The sequence below is a fragment of the Aquidulcibacter sp. genome (assembly GCF_044346625.1).
GTDB lineage: Bacteria > Pseudomonadota > Alphaproteobacteria > Caulobacterales > Aquidulcibacteraceae > Aquidulcibacter.
Genome location: NZ_JBIIYV010000040.1, coordinates 1 through 17,593, shown reverse-complemented (window position 1 = coordinate 17,593; position 17,593 = coordinate 1). Strand labels below are relative to the sequence as shown.

Below are 17,593 nucleotides of genomic sequence, written 5' to 3'. Positions count from 1 at the left end.
CTGGGGACGAGACGTGTTCAAAACTCTGTTGATTGCCAATCGGGGCGAAATTGCTTGCCGTGTCATGAACACGGCGCGTCGTTTGGGCATGAAGACCATTGCCGTCTATTCCGACGCGGATAAGGGCTCCAAGCACGTCCGCGAAGCAGACCAAGCGGTGCGTTTGGGCCCTGCTGCAGCAAAAGACTCCTATCTTCGCGGTGATCTTATTCTGCAGGCCGCTTTAGATTTTGGCGCTGAAGCTATTCATCCAGGCTACGGTTTTTTATCCGAAAATGCTGAGTTTGCTGAAAGCTGCGCGGCCGCTGGCATCGCCTTTGTGGGGCCTCGCCCAGACGCCATCCGCGACATGGGCTTGAAAGATCGGGCGAAGGCAATTGCGGTTGAGGTTGGTGCGCCCGTTTTGCCGGGTTATTGGGACGTGGACCAAGACCCGGCGCGCCTGCAGGAGGAAGCGGAAAAGATTGGCTTTCCGCTCTTGATCAAGGCGGTTGCAGGTGGCGGCGGCCGCGGTATTCGCGTGGTTGAAGCGCTTGCGTCCTTCATTCCAGCGCTCGACTCAGCACGTCGCGAAGCGGCTGCAGCTTTTGGCGATGACCGCGTCATGCTGGAGCGTTTGGTCTTGCGCCCCCGTCACATCGAAGTGCAGGTGTTCGGCGATCAACACGGCAACCTTGTCCACCTGTTTGAGCGTGATTGCTCCATCCAACGACGCAGACAGAAGCTGATTGAAGAAGCCCCCGCACCCGGGATGACCGAAGACGTGCGCGCCAGCTTAACCGCTGCCGCGCTTAAGATTGCTAAGGCGGTGAATTACTCCAATGCTGGCACGGTAGAGTTTGTGGCTGATGGCACAGGCCCGCTTCGACCCGATGGCTTTTGGTTCTTGGAGATGAACACCCGCTTGCAAGTCGAACATCCGGTAACTGAGGCAGTCCTAGGCCTCGATTTGGTCGAGTGGCAGTTGCGGGTAGCCGCAGGGGAGACCCTCCCGCTCAGCCAAGACAAGATCCGGTTAAACGGGGCTGCTATTGAAGCGCGGATCGTCGCTGAAGATCCAGCGCAGGGGTTCCTGCCATCGTCAGGCGTCATCGCTGGCCTACCAGACGATGGGACAATCCGAGTCGATTCCGGCTTTGAAGTCGGGGACACTTTCCCAGACGCCTATGATTCCCTTGTCGAAAAGGCGATCGCGCATGGCGCAGACCGTCGCGAAGCGCTGGCGCATTTACAGGCTCACCTAGAGAGCCGGGTAATCACGGGCATCACCACCAATAACGGCTATTTGGCCCGCCTATGTGCTCTGCCGAGCTTTGCTCATGGTGGGGTCCATACAGGGTTGTTGGAAGATGAAGCGGGAGCGCTCACTAAGCCAGATGCGCTTGCAGCGCGCCGCTTAGGACTGGCAGCCATTGGTGTGCAGATTGCTCGGGAGCTTGAAGTGCCAGACGACGCTTCGCCATTTGAAAGGCCAGATGGCTGGCGTCTCAATGCCCCCGCCCATTTGTCAGTCGGCTTCACCCTTGATGAGCGGCGCGTGGTGGTCGACCTTCATAGCGATGAGGTGCAGGTGAGTGCGGGCTTTGGCGGCGATCACGCGGTCGTGCCGCGCCGCCTGATCCATGCTTATGGCGAGCCCGGCGCTTGGACCATTTTGATTGCTGAGAGCAGGGGCCATCAAGGCGAAGGGCGCGGGGATATTGCCGCAACCCTCTTTGTTGATGAGTCGGGTGCCTGTTTGGTCGAGCGCGGCGAAGTGTGGCGCTATCCTTTCCCGTCTGCAGATGCCAGCGCGGATAGCCTTGAAGCCAGCGACGAGATCAAGGCCCCGCTACCCGGCAAAATCGCGATGTTTCATGCTGAAGCCGGACAAAAAGTCACAAAAGGCCAAGTGCTGGTCGTGTTAGAAGCCATGAAAATGGAGCATGCCTTGGTCGCAAGCCGCGATGGCGTGATTGCCGAAACCTATGTTCAAGAGGGTCGCCAGGTCAAAGCCGCCGACGTCTTGATCCGCCTTGTCTCGCAAGAGGTCGTAGCGTGAACGCGGCATTACTCACCGTTTTGATGGCCGCTGCAGGTACGGCGCTTTTGGCCTTTGTTGGATTCCGCCTTGGGCTGAGCGTTGATCGCAGGTTCAATGATAAAGTCGAAGTGGTAAAGGCTGTTCAGGCATATTCTGGCCTTCAAGCAGAGTTTGACGTTCTGATTTCTCACAACCAAAGGGCTGCTGTGGCTTATACTACTGAGAAAACGGGCTATGTAGTGACGGTTTTAGGCGATAAGGTCTTGGTTCGAAGTTTAGATCAGGCGAAAATCATGGTCATCGCAGAAGATCGTCTGCATATCTCCTTTCCCGATTTTGGCTTTGAGCCCGTCTATATTCAGGCTAATGCCAATGAAATTAAGCAAGCGTTGGCAAGCCTAGGAAGAGGTCCCCCTTAATGAACCTTCCCGATCCGGTTACTTGGGCGATCCCGTTGTTTGGCGTCTTTGTGGTCGCAGAAATGCTGCGCGCCCGTCACGCTGGCGATGTGACTTATGAAGCTAAGGATGCTGCGGCCAGCATGACCATGGGCTTTGGTAACACGGTCGCCAAATTGCTAACCGGGGGTCTGGCGGTTGCTCTGATTGCCTATGTGCATCAGTTTCGTCTGTTCGACATTGGTTATGCTGCTTGGGCCTTTGTTGCTTGCTTCTTTTTAGAAGACCTCTCCTATTATTGGTTTCACCGCATCAGCCACGAACGGCGTTGGTTTTGGGCAAGTCATGTTGTCCATCACACGTCACAGCATTATAATTTATCGACCGCCTTACGGCAGACATGGACAGGGTCGATTGGCGGCACTTTTATCTTTTGGCTACCCATGGCTTGGATCGGCTTTCCGCCATTGATGATCGCCTTTTTCTCAGGGCTTAGCCTTGTGTATCAGTTTTGGATCCATACCGAGGCAATTGATCGTATGGGACCTTTGGAATTGGTCTTGAATACACCGAGCCATCACCGGGTCCATCACGCCACCAATCCGCGTTATCTCGACTCCAATTATGCAGGCGTCTTGATCATTTGGGACCGACTGTTCGGCACCTTTGTCGAAGAAACCAAGGCTGATAAGCCCATTTATGGTGTGGTTTCGAACATCCATACCTTCAATCCATTTCGGATCGCGTTTCATGAGTGGGTGGGCCTGGCGCGCGACATCGGGCAGGCCAAGACCTGGCGCGAAAGGCTCAATTTCGCTTTCGGACCGCCGGGCTGGAGCCCAGACGGGTCACGCCCGACCAGTGCCAGCCTCAAAGCGGCTTGGCGCGCGAAACAAGGGCAAGAATTGCACTGATTGCAGGCCCTGTTCGTTTGTTCACTTTGGTATAGTTCCCTTCACATGGCCCTCCACATCATCAAGCTTTGCGTCGGTGCGCAGTCTATTCAAGACCTGTTGGATTGGCATGATCATCAGGCTTTTACCCGATTAAGCCTTGGCCTTGATCCCCGCCCAGTGTGCGACACACGCATGTCACCCAAGCGGCGCGATGAGGTCCTCGAAGGTGGTTCGCTTTATTGGGTCATAAAGGGTCAAATCCTCGTCCGCCAAGAGATTGGAGATATCGTCACGTTCGACGACGCAGATGGACGCTCGCGCTGCGAAATCGTCCTCAAGCATTTACATGTGCAAACGGCACCCCAGCGCCGGGCAGCCTTTCAGGGCTGGCGGTATCTGGCACCGAAAGACGCCCCTGCAGACCTAACCCATGTATCGGGTGGGGAGGATTTGCCCGATCCACTCCGCAAGGAATTATTGGACCTTGGGGCGTGGTAAACTCAATCTAGGCCGCGATTATCAATCAAACGGGTCTTGCCAAGCCACGCAGCTACCAAGACGCGGGCAGGGTCACCGAGGTGCCAAGGCTCCAGGGTCTGGCTATGGCAAACTTCCAAATAGTCGATGGACCCAAAGCCAGCGGCAAGAAGTTGCGCCTTAGTTTGCTCCAGCACGTCTGAAAGGGTTTCAGGCGCTTGGGTGAGTGTCTCTGCAATTTTGTCGAGCGCTTGTTTTAAATTTGGTGCGATCTCACGTTCAGCTGCAGACAGATACGCATTGCGCGACGAAAGCGCGAGGCCGTCGGCTTCACGATGCGTTGGCGCTGGCGCGATCTCGACTTTCAAGTCCAAGTCTCGCACCATGGTGCAGATGACCTGCAATTGCTGCCAGTCCTTCTCGCCAAAAATTGCGATGTCAGGATCGACTTGCAGGAATAGTTTCGCCACCACTGTTGCGACACCCCCAAAGAAATGCGGGCGGAATGCGCCTTCAAGCCGGGCTGCAACTTCGCCTGGCACGACGCGGGTTTGAAAGCCATCTGGATAAAGCTCTACCACATGCGGGGCATAAAGTGCGTCACAACCAATGGTTTGGAGGCTTTCGATGTCGGCGGCTTCTTGTCTGGGATAGCGCGCCAAATCTTCATGGGGGGCGAATTGCGCCGGATTGACGAAGATGGATGCGATGACGACGTCTGCAGATGCCTTTGCCTGCTCAATCAACGCCAAATGCCCGGCGTGCAGGGCACCCATCGTTGGGACCAAGGCGATCTTTCTACCGTCGCGCCGCCAGTTGGAGACCAAATTGCGCAAGTCCGCTCTGGTACGCACAATCGACAAGGACGACATGACTCTCTCCAAAACAACGACTTAGCGCAGATTTCTGGTCTTTAGGGTGCAAGACCGAAGTGACGCCGCCTTAAACCCCTCTTTACCACGTCGCGCTAGGGTTTTTGACATGAACCAGTTAAGCCGAGCTTTCAAATTATCCTCTACCGCCCGACTTTGGGGCGCGCTGGGTGCGTTGTGCTTTAGCACGAGCGCCATGGCGCAGTCTGCGGGTGCCTTTGCGACCAGCCCCTATGTTCCGTTTGTCCCAGTAGCAAAGCCCGCAACTGAAGCCTGTGCATGCCCGGCCATAAAGCCCGCTGCCAATCCTGCCATTAGCGCCAAGCCGATGAAGCCAGAACCCCAAACCGCTAACACCGATGGTCAGGTTCTGCCGATTGTGATGTTCCGCGGTAAGCCAGCTGCACCCTTGCCAAAGCCTGCTGTTGTTTCGATGGTTCCCGTGGCAATCGCCTTGCCAGCCGAAGCCCCTGAGCAGCCTGCCCCGGTGACAGTTGCACCAGCCCCAGTCGCGGCGCCTATCCTTCACGTGGCCACCCAGCCCGCCGCACAGGCCATGGCAGTTAAGCCTGCCGGTCCGTTCAAACGTATTTGGCGCGACACCAGGAAATCGGTCGTGCAAGACATTCCAGAAGCCTTGGCCGATGCCTTGCCTTGGGTGGATCGTGGCGACAAGGATGAGCCGATTGAACAGGTGTTAGCGCGGGTCTCCTCCGACCTCAGTCGCGCCTCAGCAAAAGATCCTGAATGGGTCAACCCCGCTGAGAGCGAATTGCGTGAGCTATCCAAGCGCCTTGCTACTCTGGCTGAGCCACCAGCCACTGGAACTCCAAGCGCGGCTGTTGCGACAATGCCAGAACAAGACACAGCCAATCGGCCATTTCGCCCCAGACCGATTTGGCCCGGCGCTTCAGGTCGTCCTGAAATGCAATCCCGACCAACCGCATTGGTAACAGGCAGCACAATCCAACAGGGCCCCGAGGCGATCGGGCAACGCTTGCCACCACCCACCGACTGGGTTGAGGAAGAAGAAATGACCCCCAAGCCCCCGGCGCAGCAAGTTGTGGCGAAGCGGTCGAAGCGGCCTTCCAAATAGTCCACAATTTTTGGGCGCTTGGCTGCTGCGCTTGCCAATTGGCAAGACAGGCGAAACTGGCGAAAACAACCTTTAAGTCTTAGCCCTCAACAATTGGGCAAGAAGGCAGGGGGGGCGATCTTGGGTCACGTCATTGTCGTCGGAAATGAAAAAGGTGGCGCAGGCAAATCGACCCTGTCGGTTCACATCGCCGTTGCTTGCGCGATTTCTGGGCTGAAAGTGGCTGCTCTCGATCTTGATCGGCGGCAACGTACTTTTGAGCGTTATTTTGAAAATCGGGCACGCTGGTCCAAGTCTAATGGCGCCGATTTACCAACGCCGGACTTCTTTTTCCTAGGAAAAGCGGCTGCTGAACGTCGCGATGAGGCGGAGGCTGAGGAAACATCTGCGACACAAGCGCTGATCGCCCAAATGCGGGCCAGCCACGACATTGTGATCATCGATGCCCCGGGTGCCGATACACCTGCATCGCGCGCCGCCCACGCCTGTGCGGATACATTGGTGACCCCGCTAAACGACAGCTTTATCGACTTCGACCTTTTGGCGGAAATTGATCCTGTGACGGGCGATGTTGGCAAGCCCAGCGTTTATGCGGAAATGGTTTGGGAAGCGCGCAAACTGAAAGCCGCACAAAAAGGTAAGCCGATTGATTGGGTATTGATGCGCAATCGCCTGTCGCCGCTCGATGCCAAGAATAAGCGCCGTGTCGGTGATGCATTGGCTGCACTGGCCCAGCGGATCGGCTTTCGTGTCGCACCTGGCCTGTCCGAGCGGGTGATTTATCGTGAGATGTTCACAGCCGGCCTTACCCTTCTCGATCTAACCGATGAAGGGGCTGCAGCTTCTTTCACTTTAAGTCACGTCGCTGCCCGTCAAGAGCTTCGCGATTTGATGCTGGCCCTCAAACTGCCGAAGATTAAGGGCACAGCTTCGATTGGGTTTTAGCGGCCAGTCGACCTCAGGGCATGGGCGCGCCGCGCGACGCGACCAGAATTTGATACCATTCATCTGGGCTCAAGTGGATTTTGGACACTTCGCGGGTTTCCAAAATGCGTTGTGGATTTTGCGTGCCCACCAAAGCGATTGGCTGGCTTGGGTGCGCCGCGACCCACGCATAGGCAACAGTTGTGCGTGAGACGCCATGTGTTGCTGCGACCTCGTCCAACGCTGCGATCACCGCCTTGGTGCCGACATCATCGCCATCTTTTGCCAAGCGGCCGCCACCCAAAGGCGACCACGCCAAAACGGAGGCTCCGATCTCCATTGCCAAGTCCAAGGTCCCATCCGTCATGGCGTCGAGCGCGAGGGGCGAAAATTCTGGTTGGAACGAGACAATATCGGTGTTGAGATGGGTATGTAACGCGCGCGCTTGTGCCACGGTATAGTTAGAGATCCCGAAGGTGCGAATCTTGCCCGCTTGGATCAAATGATCGACCGCGCGCGCAATTTCTGCGGGATGAGTCAAAAGGTCAGGACGATGGATCTGCCAGAGGTCCAACACGTCGGTGTTTAGACGGCGCAGAGAGGATTCGCACGCATTGACCAGATAATCATAGCTGGAATTGTATGGCGTTGGCGGAATGATGCCGCCCTTGCTGGCCAGCACCATCTTGGACCGCAGACTTGGTGCTTGCTTGAACACCTCGCCCAACAAGGCTTCGGCATCGCCAAAACCTACTTTTGGGTTTTGAAAGCCGTAGATGTCGGCTGTGTCGAAGAAATTAATGCCAGCTTCAAAGACCGATTCGACCAATTGTTGCGCGGCCTTCACGTCAATGCCAGCAAAGCGCCACATACCCCAACCGAGGCTCGTGATCATCAAGTCGCTTTTGCCAAGACGGCGCAGGTTTGTCGGTTCCATGGAAGACATTGGCACTTTTTCTTTCTGGGGTGGCAGAGATCGTCAGAGCGTGTCTTCTAGCCCAACTTGCAACAGCCTCGCTAGCCATGCCATGTCACAGGCTGCATAAGGACTGAACCGCCTCTGGGTGGGAGGGGTCATTGAGGGGAAGAATGATGCGCCGTCGTTGGATGCTCTTGGCACTAACCGGGATTGCTTTGGCGGTGGTGGCTGCTTGGCCTACGCCTGCCCCCGTTAGCCATCCCTATTTTGCTGAGTTGCAGCCAGCAGTTGTTGAAAATATCGCTCATGGCGGTGGTCAAGGTCATGCGCCACCCAACACCTTGGAAGCCCTACAATTGGCGGATGCAATGGGAGCGGATGTGCTGGAAATTGATTTGCAGCTCACCAAAGACGGCGTCTTGGTTCTCCATCATGATGACACCTTGGACCGCATAACTGACATGAAGGGCCCAATTGCCGCCAAGACGTGGGCTGAGCTGCAAAAGGCTGATTCCGGCTATCACACCGTCATCGATGGTCAGTCGTTTCGAGGGAAGGGGATTAGGATTGCCCGGTTGGAGCAGGCCTTTACGCGCTTGCCATCCAGACGCTGGGTCATTGAGATCAAGAATGATACGGAAGCCGCTAGTAACCGCTTATGCGCGCTCATCAGCCAGTTTAACGAAACTAATCGCGTGATTGTTGCTTCGTTTCATGATGGCGCGATGAAGACGTTTCGTAAGGCTTGCCCCAGGGTTGCCACAGCCTATTCCGGTGATGAAGTGCGTAGCTTTCTAATCGCCTCACACTTACGCCTGTCCCGGTTTGTGCAGTCGCCGGGGGTGGCGCTACAGATACCGACCGTTGCCGCAGGCTTTGATTTGACCGACCCACACTTTGTCAGCACGGCGAAGTCGCGCGGTCTTAAAGTGCAGTATTGGACCATTAATGATCCCAAAGAGATGCGCCAGTTGGTAGGGCGCAAAGCCGATGGAATCATGACTGATTATGTGGATCGGGTTAAGCAAGCTTTGGAACCTGCGCGTCCTTAGCAGTTTGATTGGGAACAGAACCTCTATGTCACGAACAGCTCTTATCACCCATGCAGCCTGTTTTGAGCATCGCCCGCCAGCAGGACATCCAGAATCACCAGAGCGGTTGCGGGTCGTCCTAGAAGCGCTGAGTGACGCGGCCTGCCCAAATTTGATCCGGATTGAGGCTCCACTAGGCCAGCTTGAAGATATTGCCCGGGTGCATCCGGCTGCTTTGATTGAACAAATCATTCGCCTTGAGCCAGAGCCGGGCGGGCGTAGCCGCCAACTCGACCCAGATACTTATTTGTCCGCCGGCTCTATCGAGGCGGCGAGGCGCGGCGTAGGTGCAGTTATTGCAGGCGTTGACGCAGTAATGAAGGGTACGTTTGAGCGGGCGTTTTGTGCCACCAGACCGCCCGGCCATCACGCTGAAGCCAATACGCCAATGGGCTTTTGTATTTGGAATTCAGCGGCAATTGGGGCGCTTTATGCCCGGGAGACTTATGGTCTCAAGCGCGCAGCAGTGCTAGATTTTGACGTTCATCACGGCAATGGCAGCCAAGAGCTGGCCGAGCGTGATGCGGACTTCTTCTATGCCTCAATCCATCAGGGCGGCATTTATCCGGGCTCTGGTCTGGCTGAGGAAACCGCAGCGGGCAATTTGGTGAACGTTCCAGTTCCGGCGGCCACAACAGGCCCTGCTTGGCGGGCAGCTATTGAAAGCAAAATCCTGCCTGCCTTGCTCGCCTTTAAGCCAGAAATTGTGATTGTGTCTGCCGGTTTTGACGGCCACCGTTTAGATCCCTTGGCTGGCCTCAACCTCGAAATCGACGATTATCGTTGGATCACTGAACGATTATTGGACGTTTCACACGGAAAACTTGTATCGACGCTTGAGGGCGGCTACCACTTACAAGCTCTAGCAGCATGTGTTCTGGCGCATGTACAAACATTACAAAACTACAAACCACGCTCTGGGGGCGAAACAGCGGGTGTTTGAAACCAAATTGGATGATCTAGGATCACAGGCGGATTCACGTGTTGCGCCGCGGCCAGCACTGCCTGTTGCCTCAAGCGATACGCCAATGATCGTCATTGCGCGTCACGGTAAGCCAGCCCTGAATCGGCATATCTGGATCAACGCGACGCAATATCTTGATTGGTGGGCCCAGTATGACGCCGGTGGCCTTGCTGCAAATCAAATTGTTCCCAATGGGCTGATTCAGGCCTTGCAGGCGTGCAAGACTGTTGTCTCATCCAGCCTGCGCCGCGCGCTGGAGACGGCTGAGATGGCTGCCCCTGGTCGCGATTTGATTGTCGATCCGCTTTTTGTGGAGGCACCGCTGCCGCCGCCAGATCTGCCAGACTTCATCTTGTTCCGTCCGCGCTTCTGGGGCGTTGTTTCCCGCATCACTTGGTTCTTTGGCAACCACCGTGGCCAAGAGAGCCGCGAGGACGCTGAAATTCGCGCCAGGAAGGCTGCCGATTGGCTGATCGAAGAAGCGCAGCGGTCAGGGAGTGTCGGGCTGTTGGCGCATGGATGGTTTAACCGCATGATGCGGCCGCATTTATTGGCCAGCGGCTGGGTGTGTGTTTATGACGGACGCGATTCGCATTGGTCCCACCGGGTTTATCGGCCTAAGCCGAATTGATGTGACGCGGCTTTCACTCGCTATCTTGCCGCATTTAATCCTCTTGCCTCGTTGCCGACGTACGCTGCACAGTCTAGGAAGAAAACGTTAGAGGGATGTCGTAATGTCGGTTGAACCAGAAACCATGCGGGCAGCACTTGCAGAGTTAAGTTTCGAGGCTGCCTTAGATGAACTTGAGATCTTGGTCGCCAAGCTAGAATCTGGGCAGGCAAGCTTGGAAGACTCCATTAGCCTCTATGAACGTGGGGCACTTCTCAAGGCGCATTGCGAGGATCGGTTGAAGCGCGCACAGATGCGGGTCGATCAAATTGTTGAGAGCCCACAAGGCGTTAGCCTTGAAACCGCACGAATTGGATAGGGTCTAAAGGCATGGACCTATCGGTCGATCTTGAAAAGCGACTTGAAGAAACGGCCGACCGGATCACGGTTGCATTGGACACGCTGATTCCGCGTGTGCAGGGCCCAGAAGCCAGATTAATGAGCGCGATGCGTTATGCCGCCTTAGGTGGCGGTAAGCGTTTGCGGCCGTTCCTCGTGCTTGAGACCGGCCGGCTTTTTGGTGTCGATGAGCGTTGCTTGTTACGCGTCGCCGCGGCGCTTGAATGTATCCATACCTATTCGCTCATCCATGATGATTTACCGTGCATGGACGACGACGATTTGCGTCGCGGCCGGCCAACGGTCCACATCGCTTATGACGAAGCGACGGCCGTGTTGGCTGGTGATGCGCTTTTGACCATTGCGTTTGAGATCTTGGCTGACCCCCAAACCCACGCCGATCCCAATATTCGGATTGCCTTGGTTGGTCGTTTGGCGGAAGCCTCTGGTGCTCGTGGCATGGTTGGCGGGCAAATGATGGATATGATCGCCGAAGAATTGGGCGATGATATTGCAGCCGTAACCCGGATGCAGCGCCTCAAAACCGGTATGCTGATTACCTATGCGGTCGAAGTGGGGGCGCTAATGGGCCGCGCGAGCGAGGAGGCCAAGCATGCGCTCTCGGCCTATGCGCACGATTTGGGGCTAGCCTTTCAAATCACCGATGACATTTTGGATGCCGAAGGCAGTACTGAAGAAGTCGGAAAAGCTGTTGGTAAGGATGCGGACAAAGGAAAAGCCACATTTGTGAGCCTTTTGGGCCTTGATGGCGCCAAACAGCGGGTTACTTTATTGGCGGATCAAGCGCGTGCGCACTTATCTATGTTTGGCGCACGGGCCCAATATCTGAACCAAATCATCGACACGATCACACAACGTCGTGCATAAGTCTGACAGTCCAGAATAGAATAGAGCTACATCGCTCTGTTTGAACAAAAAAGAATTGAAACAGATGCCGCCTCTCACGCTCGCTCTCGACAAAATCAAATCCCCCAAAGACCTCAAAGGCCTCAATATTGGTGAGTTACGCGAAGTTGCCGACGACCTGCGACTTGAAACCATCGACGCAGTTTCGGTTACCGGCGGACATTTGGGGGCTGGTTTAGGCGTTGTGGAGCTTACCGTCGCGCTGCATCATGTTTTGGACACGCCCAAGGATGTATTGATCTGGGATGTTGGCCATCAGGCCTATCCGCACAAGATTTTGACAGGGCGGCGCGACCGTATCCGCACCTTACGCCAAGGCGGCGGCCTGTCTGGCTTCACCAAGCGGACTGAGAGCGACTATGACCCGTTCGGTGCCGCCCATGCTGCAACCTCTATCTCGGCGGCATTAGGCTTCTGTGCGAGCCGGGACTTGCAGGGCAATGACAATGTTGTGGTCGCCGTAATTGGCGATGGGTCTATCACGGCCGGCATGGCCTATGAAGCCATGAATAAGGCGGCTGAGACCAGTAAGCGGCTGATCGTGATCTTGAACGACAATGATATGTCGATTGCGCCCCCCGTTGGCGGCATGAGCCATTATCTTGCGCGCTTGGTGTCTGGTACGGGCTATCGGACGCTTCGCAAGGTCGGTAAGCAAGCGGCGTCTGTCTTCCCAAAGCCCTTGCAAGAAGCAGCCCGTAAGGCCGAAGAGTTCGCCCGCGGTATGGCAACTGGCGGCACCTTTTTTGAAGAGCTCGGTTTCTATTATGTGGGCCCAATCGATGGGCACGATTTAGAAGCCTTGGTGCATGTCCTAGAAAACGCCAAGAAAATCGAAGACCGCCCAGTTCTGGTTCATGTCGTCACGCAAAAGGGCAAGGGCTATCTGCCAGCTGAGGCCGCCGATGACAAATATCATGGCGTGGTCAAGTTCAATGTCGTCACCGGTGAACAAGCCAAGGCAAAACCCAATGCCCCCAGCTATACCCGCGTGTTTGCTGATGCCTTGGTGAAACTGGCCGAGGCGGATGACAAGATTGTCGCCATCACTGCTGCGATGCCATCGGGCACCGGCTTGGATGTGTTTGGCAAGGCGTTTCCGGGCCGGACCTATGATGTTGGCATTGCGGAACAACATGCGGTGACCTTTGCGGCTGGCCTTGCCGCAGATGGCATGAAGCCGTTTGCCGCGATTTACTCCACCTTCCTTCAGCGCGGCTATGACCAAGTCGTCCATGATGTGGCGATTCAATCCTTGCCTGTGCGCTTTGCTATGGACCGGGCGGGCTTGGTCGGGGCTGACGGGCAGACCCATGCTGGCACTTTTGATATCGGTTTTATGGGCGCTTTGCCCGGCATGGTCTTGATGGCCGCAGCTGATGAGGCAGAGCTGGCCTTAATGACCGCGACGGCCGCCGCCATTGATGATCGGCCTAGCGCCTTCCGCTATCCACGTGGCGAGGGCAGTGGCGTTGAAATCCCACAGGTCCTGACACCGCTAGAAATCGGCAAAGGCCGCATTGTTCGCGAAGGCGGCACGGTTGCCATCTTGTCCTTTGGCACCCGTTTGACGGAAAGCCTGATGGCTGCAGACCAACTTGCGGCCATGGGATTGCCCACCACGGTTGCCGATGCGCGCTTCGCGAAGCCTTTAGACCATGACCTCATCCGGCAATTATCGCGCCATCATGAGGTGTTGATCACGATTGAAGAGGGCTCGGTAGGTGGCTTTGGGGCCTTTGTTTTGCATTTCCTCGCCGCAGATGGCCTGTTAGATCGTGGCCTGAAAGTGCGCACCCTGACTTTGCCGGACGTATTCCAAGAGCATGATAGGCCGGAGTTGCAATATCGCCTCGCCGGTCTCGATGCCGAGGGGATCGTGCAGACCGTGCTTCAGGCTTTGGGCCGCGACGCTAAGATTAGCGATGGTGGCTTGCGGGCCTAGGCTCGCCCACACAGCTCACACCTTGATAAAAATCCTCTTGCGGTAGAGCAGCCACATCAGGAACAGCCACAATCCGATAAAGCACAGCGCAAACAAGAGCGACGCATTCATCGGGCTCGCCAAAGGTGCAAACGCGCGCTCATAAATTGTGACCTTAAGCGAGATGACGCTGCCGTCCGGGGCGGTGCTGCCCGGCACCATATTCAAGACCCGCCCCAACATGCCCGAGCCCACAAACAGTGCCAAAGCATTGACACCAAAGATCACAAACGGCTTCGTCCACCAAATGCTGCCTTTGATGTCGATCAACCAATAACAGACGCCCAGAACACACATGGCCAAGCCCGACATGAAGACGGCATAAGAGGATGTCCAAATCGGTTTGTTGATCGGGAAAATGCCGCCCCACATCCAACCAAGGGTCATAAGGATAAAGCCCAACACCAACATCTCCGCCACTTTGGTATCGTTAGGTTTTGGCGATTGGATCAATTGCCCCGTCAGCACCCCAAACAGACAGGTCGCAATTGCGGGCAGGGTGGAGAGAAAGCCCTCGGGATCATAATGAGGGGAGCCTTTCCACATGTGGGGGCCGAGGATGAGGCGATCGATCAGACCTGAGAAATTGCCTTCTGGTGAAAGGTCACCACGCCCACCCACGACCATCAGTGCCCAATAGCCCAAGAGAAGCGCAAAGGCCGCGATCACTAAGCCACGTGGGCGAAGCCATAAAAACAGGAGCGAGGCAAAGAAGAAGCAAAGCGCCAGACGCTGAAGTACGCCCATGATCCGCATGTCGGCAATCTGGATCCAATCCCCCTTCATCCAATTGTAAAAGGGAAAGAGCGCCAGAAAGAGGCCAAGGCCAAACAGGGCCGCGGTGCGCCGTACCAATTGCAGGTAAAGGCCCAAGCCTGCTTGCCCCGTTGCCCGTCGCCGCTCCAGCGCAATCGGGATGGCAATGCCCATGATGAAGATGAAAAACGGGAAGATGGTGTCGGTGAAGGTCCAGCCATGCCATGGCGCATGCTTCAGGGGTGGATAGATCGCGCTCCACGTTCCCGGATTATTGACCAGAACCATTGCACCAATCGTCGCGCCGCGGAAAACATCAAGTGAAATGAGGCGATTAGGCGGTAACGACATAAGCTCAGGGTCTCATGAAAGGCTTGCCGCAGAATGATGACACAGGAGGCTTTGGCCTGTCGATGGGGTTAGGCCTCTGCCATGCAGCTTGCCCCACGCCTGCATGCGGGCTGACGTTAGCGTTAAGGTCATGCGGATGATGGCGAATTGTGCTTGATCCCATCGCGCTTCGCACTATGATCTTCTCCAAGTGGCAGCATCCAGCGAGAAGGATGCGCTAAACGGGAGCGTCCTATGAACCTAGCTTATACCGATGAAGATATTGCCTTTCGTACAGAGATCCGCACCTTCATCGAAGAGAACTACCCAGCGCGTCTGCGGGCCTTTGCGGACCGTGACGACATGGGCAAAGAAGACTTTCTGGAATGGCACCGGATTTTGGGCGCGCGCGGATGGTCCGCACCAGCTTGGCCAACCCAATATGGCGGTCCAGGTTGGGGTCCAACCCAGCGCTATATCTTCGGTGAAGAATTGGCTCGCGCCCAGACTATCCCCGTCCTGCCATTTGGCATCAACATGGTTGCGCCCGTTATCTACACCTTCGGCACGCAAGAGCAAAAAGACCGCTACTTGCCACCCATCTTGAAGGGTGAAGAATGGTGGTGCCAAGGCTATTCAGAGCCAGGCTCTGGTTCGGATTTGGCCAGCTTGAAGACCAAGGCAGAACGCGATGGCGACTTCTATGTCGTCAATGGCCAAAAGACTTGGACCACCTTGGCCCAGCATGCCGATTGGGGCTTCTTCTTGGTTCGCACCAAGGCAGACGGCAAGCCACAAGAGGGCATCTCCTTCTTGCTCATCGACATGAACACCCCAGGCATCACGGTACGTCCGATCATCACCATCGATGGCGGCCATGAAGTCAACGAAGTCTGGCTGGAAAATGTCCGTGTGCCTGTCGCCAATCTGGTTGGTCAAGAAAACATGGGCTGGACCTGCGCGAAATTCCTGTTGGCGCATGAGCGTTCGGGCATTGCCGGCGTTGCACGTTCCAAGGTCGGTGTGAAGCGCTTGAAGGAACTCGCCCGCGCTGAAACCATGGATGGGGCCAGCTTGATCGAGGATCCAGAATTCTCTCGCAAGATTGCCGAGCTCGAAATCGATCTCACCACCTTGGAAATCACTGAGCTGCGCACCTTGGCTCGCGAACAAGCTGGCAAGGGCCCCGGCCCTGAATCCTCGATCCTGAAGATCAAGGGGACCGAAATTCAACAGCGCTTGACCGAACTCGCCATGGAAGCGGTTGGTAATTATGCCGCCCCTTATGTGCGCGGCTTCCGCGATGAGGGCGACAATATGGGCGTCGGCCCTGACTATGCACACTGGACCTCGCCCAACTATTTCAACATGCGCAAGACCTCCATATATGGCGGGTCGAACGAAATTCAGCGCAACATCATCGCGAAGATGGTGTTAGGTCTGTAGGATTTTCCGGACTTTATCGAAAAAAGGCCAGAGCTTCGGTTCTGGCCTTTTCTGTTTGGTGCGAAGAAAGCAATGAGGTTCGCGCGTAGGGTGCGGTCCGATAGGAGTGCACCAACTCGGTCATTGCGGTCTTGGATTTAGCTTTTGGTCTGCTTCGCGCCAGCTGTTGCCGTTTCGGGTGGGTTGGGGGCTTCTCGAGATCGGACGTTTGTGGCGCGCGAACAATCGGACGACTTCACTTTATTGAAAGTTCTAAGGATTTCTAGCAGGTTTATATGGAGCTGGCTCAATGGGTTAGGTGTTGGCTTGAGACGCCGCGCTCAGAAAGCGGCAGCGACACAAACTCGTTCGCCGATCGAGAAGGGTAATCGAGGGCACTAGGCCACCAAGTATTCACTTCGGTTTCCCGCGTGGTCGAAGTAAAATACTTCCTAAAAACAACAACAGGGGACGGTCGAAAGTTTTAACTAGCCAACAAGAAGGGTTGGACGATCAAACCCATCCTCAAGAATATCCCTCGTCACACTTCCAAACAAAGACTGATGAATTGGACCATGACGAATTGCCCCGGTTGCCAGTACATCCGCCTCAAACTCCTCTGCAGCATCGACTAACGCGGCGTGCGCATTTCGACCTTGTGCTGGGATCGCATGAAACTGAGCCCTAACACCATGGGCAGCAGCAAAATGAGTTGCTTCGATGCCTAACTCATCAGCGCGCAAGGTGTTAGGTTCTTCGATCTGGGCAATGACGATCTCGCTGTCAATGCCAGCAAGCGCTATCGCCGCTTTGAGCGCTCGTGAGGCAGCAGCCCCAGTTTTCCAGCCAACCATAATCCGCGAGAAGCTGTTCGGTGGAGTCTTGTTCTCCGGTAGGAAGAGAACGGGTCCACCATTGAAAATTGCAGTACTAGCAATCATCCGAAAGCCCGCAGACTGCTGTGCTGGCACGCCAAGGATACCAAGATCGCACAGTTGCAAGAGCGTCGCAAAAGTCTCCCCAATGCCTTCGGCAAAGTTTGTCCGATCGTGGACCACGATTGGCGCACCAGCCTCTTGAGCCCAGGCTTCAAGTTCTGCTTTCGCAGAAGCAAGCGACCCATCGACTTCGCCGGTTTGGGATGAGAGAACATTGGTGGCATAAGCTAGGGCCTGTACGCTTGCCCCTGCTTCTTTAGCGAGGTTGCAAGCCAGCCTGACGGCGACCTCATCACTCTGCATCAATGGACGCTCTACGCGTACTGCAATACGGCGAATTAAAGATGAGTTCATCGTCAACCTCTCCTGAGTTTGGTCGTGCAAAGTGCATTGCGTCACCAATTTATAGCACGCACTTGGTCTGGATCTCGCTACAAGAAAATGTGAACGCGTCACGAGATTGTAAGTGGCTAGCTGTAGCTGAACATGTTGGGCTTAGGGTCTTTAGGGTTAACGAGGTTGACCGCCCGCCAAAGACTTTTGCCATTTATTCGGAAAATCCAC

At 55.6% G+C, this 17,593-nt stretch carries 17 protein-coding genes; 13 read left to right on the top strand and 4 right to left on the bottom strand.

Features of this window, described 5'->3' with window-relative positions; translation table 11 throughout:
* The first annotated feature begins 13 nt into the window (after nucleotides 1-13).
* Genes ACIQ20_RS10860 through ACIQ20_RS10845 form a run of 4 tightly spaced genes read left to right on the top strand, consistent with a single transcriptional unit; the run spans nucleotide 14 to nucleotide 3,815 of the window.
* On the top strand, nucleotides 14-2,041 hold the full coding sequence (locus ACIQ20_RS10860; RefSeq protein ID WP_395780201.1) for an acetyl/propionyl/methylcrotonyl-CoA carboxylase subunit alpha: 2,028 nt from the start codon (nucleotides 14-16) through the stop codon (nucleotides 2,039-2,041).
* Complete coding sequence (locus ACIQ20_RS10855; RefSeq protein WP_395780199.1) at nucleotides 2,038-2,442, top strand: hypothetical protein; 405 nt, start codon at nucleotides 2,038-2,040, stop codon at nucleotides 2,440-2,442. Before ACIQ20_RS10860 ends, ACIQ20_RS10855 begins: the two co-directional genes overlap by 4 nt.
* Complete coding sequence (locus ACIQ20_RS10850) at nucleotides 2,442-3,335, top strand: sterol desaturase family protein (protein ID WP_395780197.1); 894 nt, start codon at nucleotides 2,442-2,444, stop codon at nucleotides 3,333-3,335. Before ACIQ20_RS10855 ends, ACIQ20_RS10850 begins: the two co-directional genes overlap by 1 nt.
* A gap of 45 nt (nucleotides 3,336-3,380) precedes the next feature.
* Nucleotides 3,381-3,815, top strand: coding sequence for a DUF1489 family protein (locus tag ACIQ20_RS10845; protein WP_395780195.1), 435 nt, complete (start codon nucleotides 3,381-3,383; stop codon nucleotides 3,813-3,815).
* A 2-nt stretch (nucleotides 3,816-3,817) separates the two neighbouring features.
* Here the strand turns inward: ACIQ20_RS10845 and panC are convergent, their stop codons facing one another.
* Nucleotides 3,818-4,666, bottom strand: coding sequence for a pantoate--beta-alanine ligase (panC, locus tag ACIQ20_RS10840; RefSeq protein WP_395780193.1), 849 nt, complete (start codon nucleotides 4,664-4,666; stop codon nucleotides 3,818-3,820).
* 109 nt (nucleotides 4,667-4,775) lie between these two features.
* On the opposite strand from panC, the gene ACIQ20_RS10835 reads away from it, so the two are divergent.
* Together ACIQ20_RS10835 and ACIQ20_RS10830 are read left to right on the top strand one after the other, a co-directional pair.
* The gene (locus ACIQ20_RS10835; protein ID WP_395780191.1) at nucleotides 4,776-5,762 is read left to right on the top strand and encodes a hypothetical protein; all 987 of its coding nucleotides are present in this window, start codon (nucleotides 4,776-4,778) and stop codon (nucleotides 5,760-5,762) included.
* A 120-nt stretch (nucleotides 5,763-5,882) separates the two neighbouring features.
* Entirely contained in the window at nucleotides 5,883-6,707 is an 825-nt protein-coding gene (locus ACIQ20_RS10830) for a division plane positioning ATPase MipZ (RefSeq protein ID WP_395780189.1), read from the top strand.
* A 13-nt stretch (nucleotides 6,708-6,720) separates the two neighbouring features.
* On the opposite strand, the gene ACIQ20_RS10825 is transcribed toward ACIQ20_RS10830, so the two are convergent.
* The gene (locus ACIQ20_RS10825) at nucleotides 6,721-7,632 is read right to left on the bottom strand and encodes an aldo/keto reductase family oxidoreductase (RefSeq protein ID WP_395780187.1); all 912 of its coding nucleotides are present in this window, start codon (nucleotides 7,630-7,632) and stop codon (nucleotides 6,721-6,723) included.
* A gap of 146 nt (nucleotides 7,633-7,778) precedes the next feature.
* Between ACIQ20_RS10825 and ACIQ20_RS10820 the strand changes: the two genes are divergently transcribed.
* From ACIQ20_RS10820 to dxs, 6 genes are all read left to right on the top strand, one after another.
* A complete protein-coding gene (locus tag ACIQ20_RS10820; RefSeq protein WP_395780185.1) occupies nucleotides 7,779-8,657 on the top strand; it encodes a glycerophosphodiester phosphodiesterase in 879 nt (292 codons plus the stop codon).
* A gap of 25 nt (nucleotides 8,658-8,682) precedes the next feature.
* Entirely contained in the window at nucleotides 8,683-9,639 is a 957-nt protein-coding gene (locus ACIQ20_RS10815) for a histone deacetylase family protein (RefSeq protein ID WP_395780183.1), read from the top strand.
* Nucleotides 9,632-10,291: a histidine phosphatase family protein gene (locus ACIQ20_RS10810; protein ID WP_395780181.1), complete on the top strand. Its 660-nt coding sequence runs from the start codon at nucleotides 9,632-9,634 to the stop codon at nucleotides 10,289-10,291. The genes ACIQ20_RS10815 and ACIQ20_RS10810 overlap by 8 nt, the downstream gene beginning before the upstream one ends.
* 103 nt (nucleotides 10,292-10,394) lie before the next feature.
* Nucleotides 10,395-10,649 carry an exodeoxyribonuclease VII small subunit gene (locus ACIQ20_RS10805; RefSeq protein ID WP_395780179.1) on the top strand — a complete coding sequence of 85 codons (255 nt, stop codon included), beginning with the start codon at nucleotides 10,395-10,397 and terminating at the stop codon, nucleotides 10,647-10,649.
* Between the two features lie 11 nt (nucleotides 10,650-10,660).
* Nucleotides 10,661-11,557 carry a polyprenyl synthetase family protein gene (locus ACIQ20_RS10800; protein ID WP_395780177.1) on the top strand — a complete coding sequence of 299 codons (897 nt, stop codon included), beginning with the start codon at nucleotides 10,661-10,663 and terminating at the stop codon, nucleotides 11,555-11,557.
* Between the two features lie 64 nt (nucleotides 11,558-11,621).
* A complete protein-coding gene (dxs, locus tag ACIQ20_RS10795; RefSeq protein WP_395780175.1) occupies nucleotides 11,622-13,541 on the top strand; it encodes a 1-deoxy-D-xylulose-5-phosphate synthase in 1,920 nt (639 codons plus the stop codon).
* Nucleotides 13,542-13,556: 15 nt separating this feature from the next.
* Here dxs and ACIQ20_RS10790 read toward each other — a convergent pair whose 3' ends face one another.
* On the bottom strand, nucleotides 13,557-14,687 hold the full coding sequence (locus tag ACIQ20_RS10790; protein WP_395780173.1) for an acyltransferase family protein: 1,131 nt from the start codon (nucleotides 14,685-14,687) through the stop codon (nucleotides 13,557-13,559).
* Nucleotides 14,688-14,921: 234 nt separating this feature from the next.
* Between ACIQ20_RS10790 and ACIQ20_RS10785 the strand changes: the two genes are divergently transcribed.
* A complete protein-coding gene (locus ACIQ20_RS10785) occupies nucleotides 14,922-16,112 on the top strand; it encodes an acyl-CoA dehydrogenase family protein (protein ID WP_395780171.1) in 1,191 nt (396 codons plus the stop codon).
* A 467-nt stretch (nucleotides 16,113-16,579) separates the two neighbouring features.
* Here the strand turns inward: ACIQ20_RS10785 and ACIQ20_RS10780 are convergent, their stop codons facing one another.
* A complete protein-coding gene (locus ACIQ20_RS10780) occupies nucleotides 16,580-17,383 on the bottom strand; it encodes a hypothetical protein (protein WP_395780169.1) in 804 nt (267 codons plus the stop codon).
* Nucleotides 17,384-17,593 lie beyond the last annotated feature (210 nt).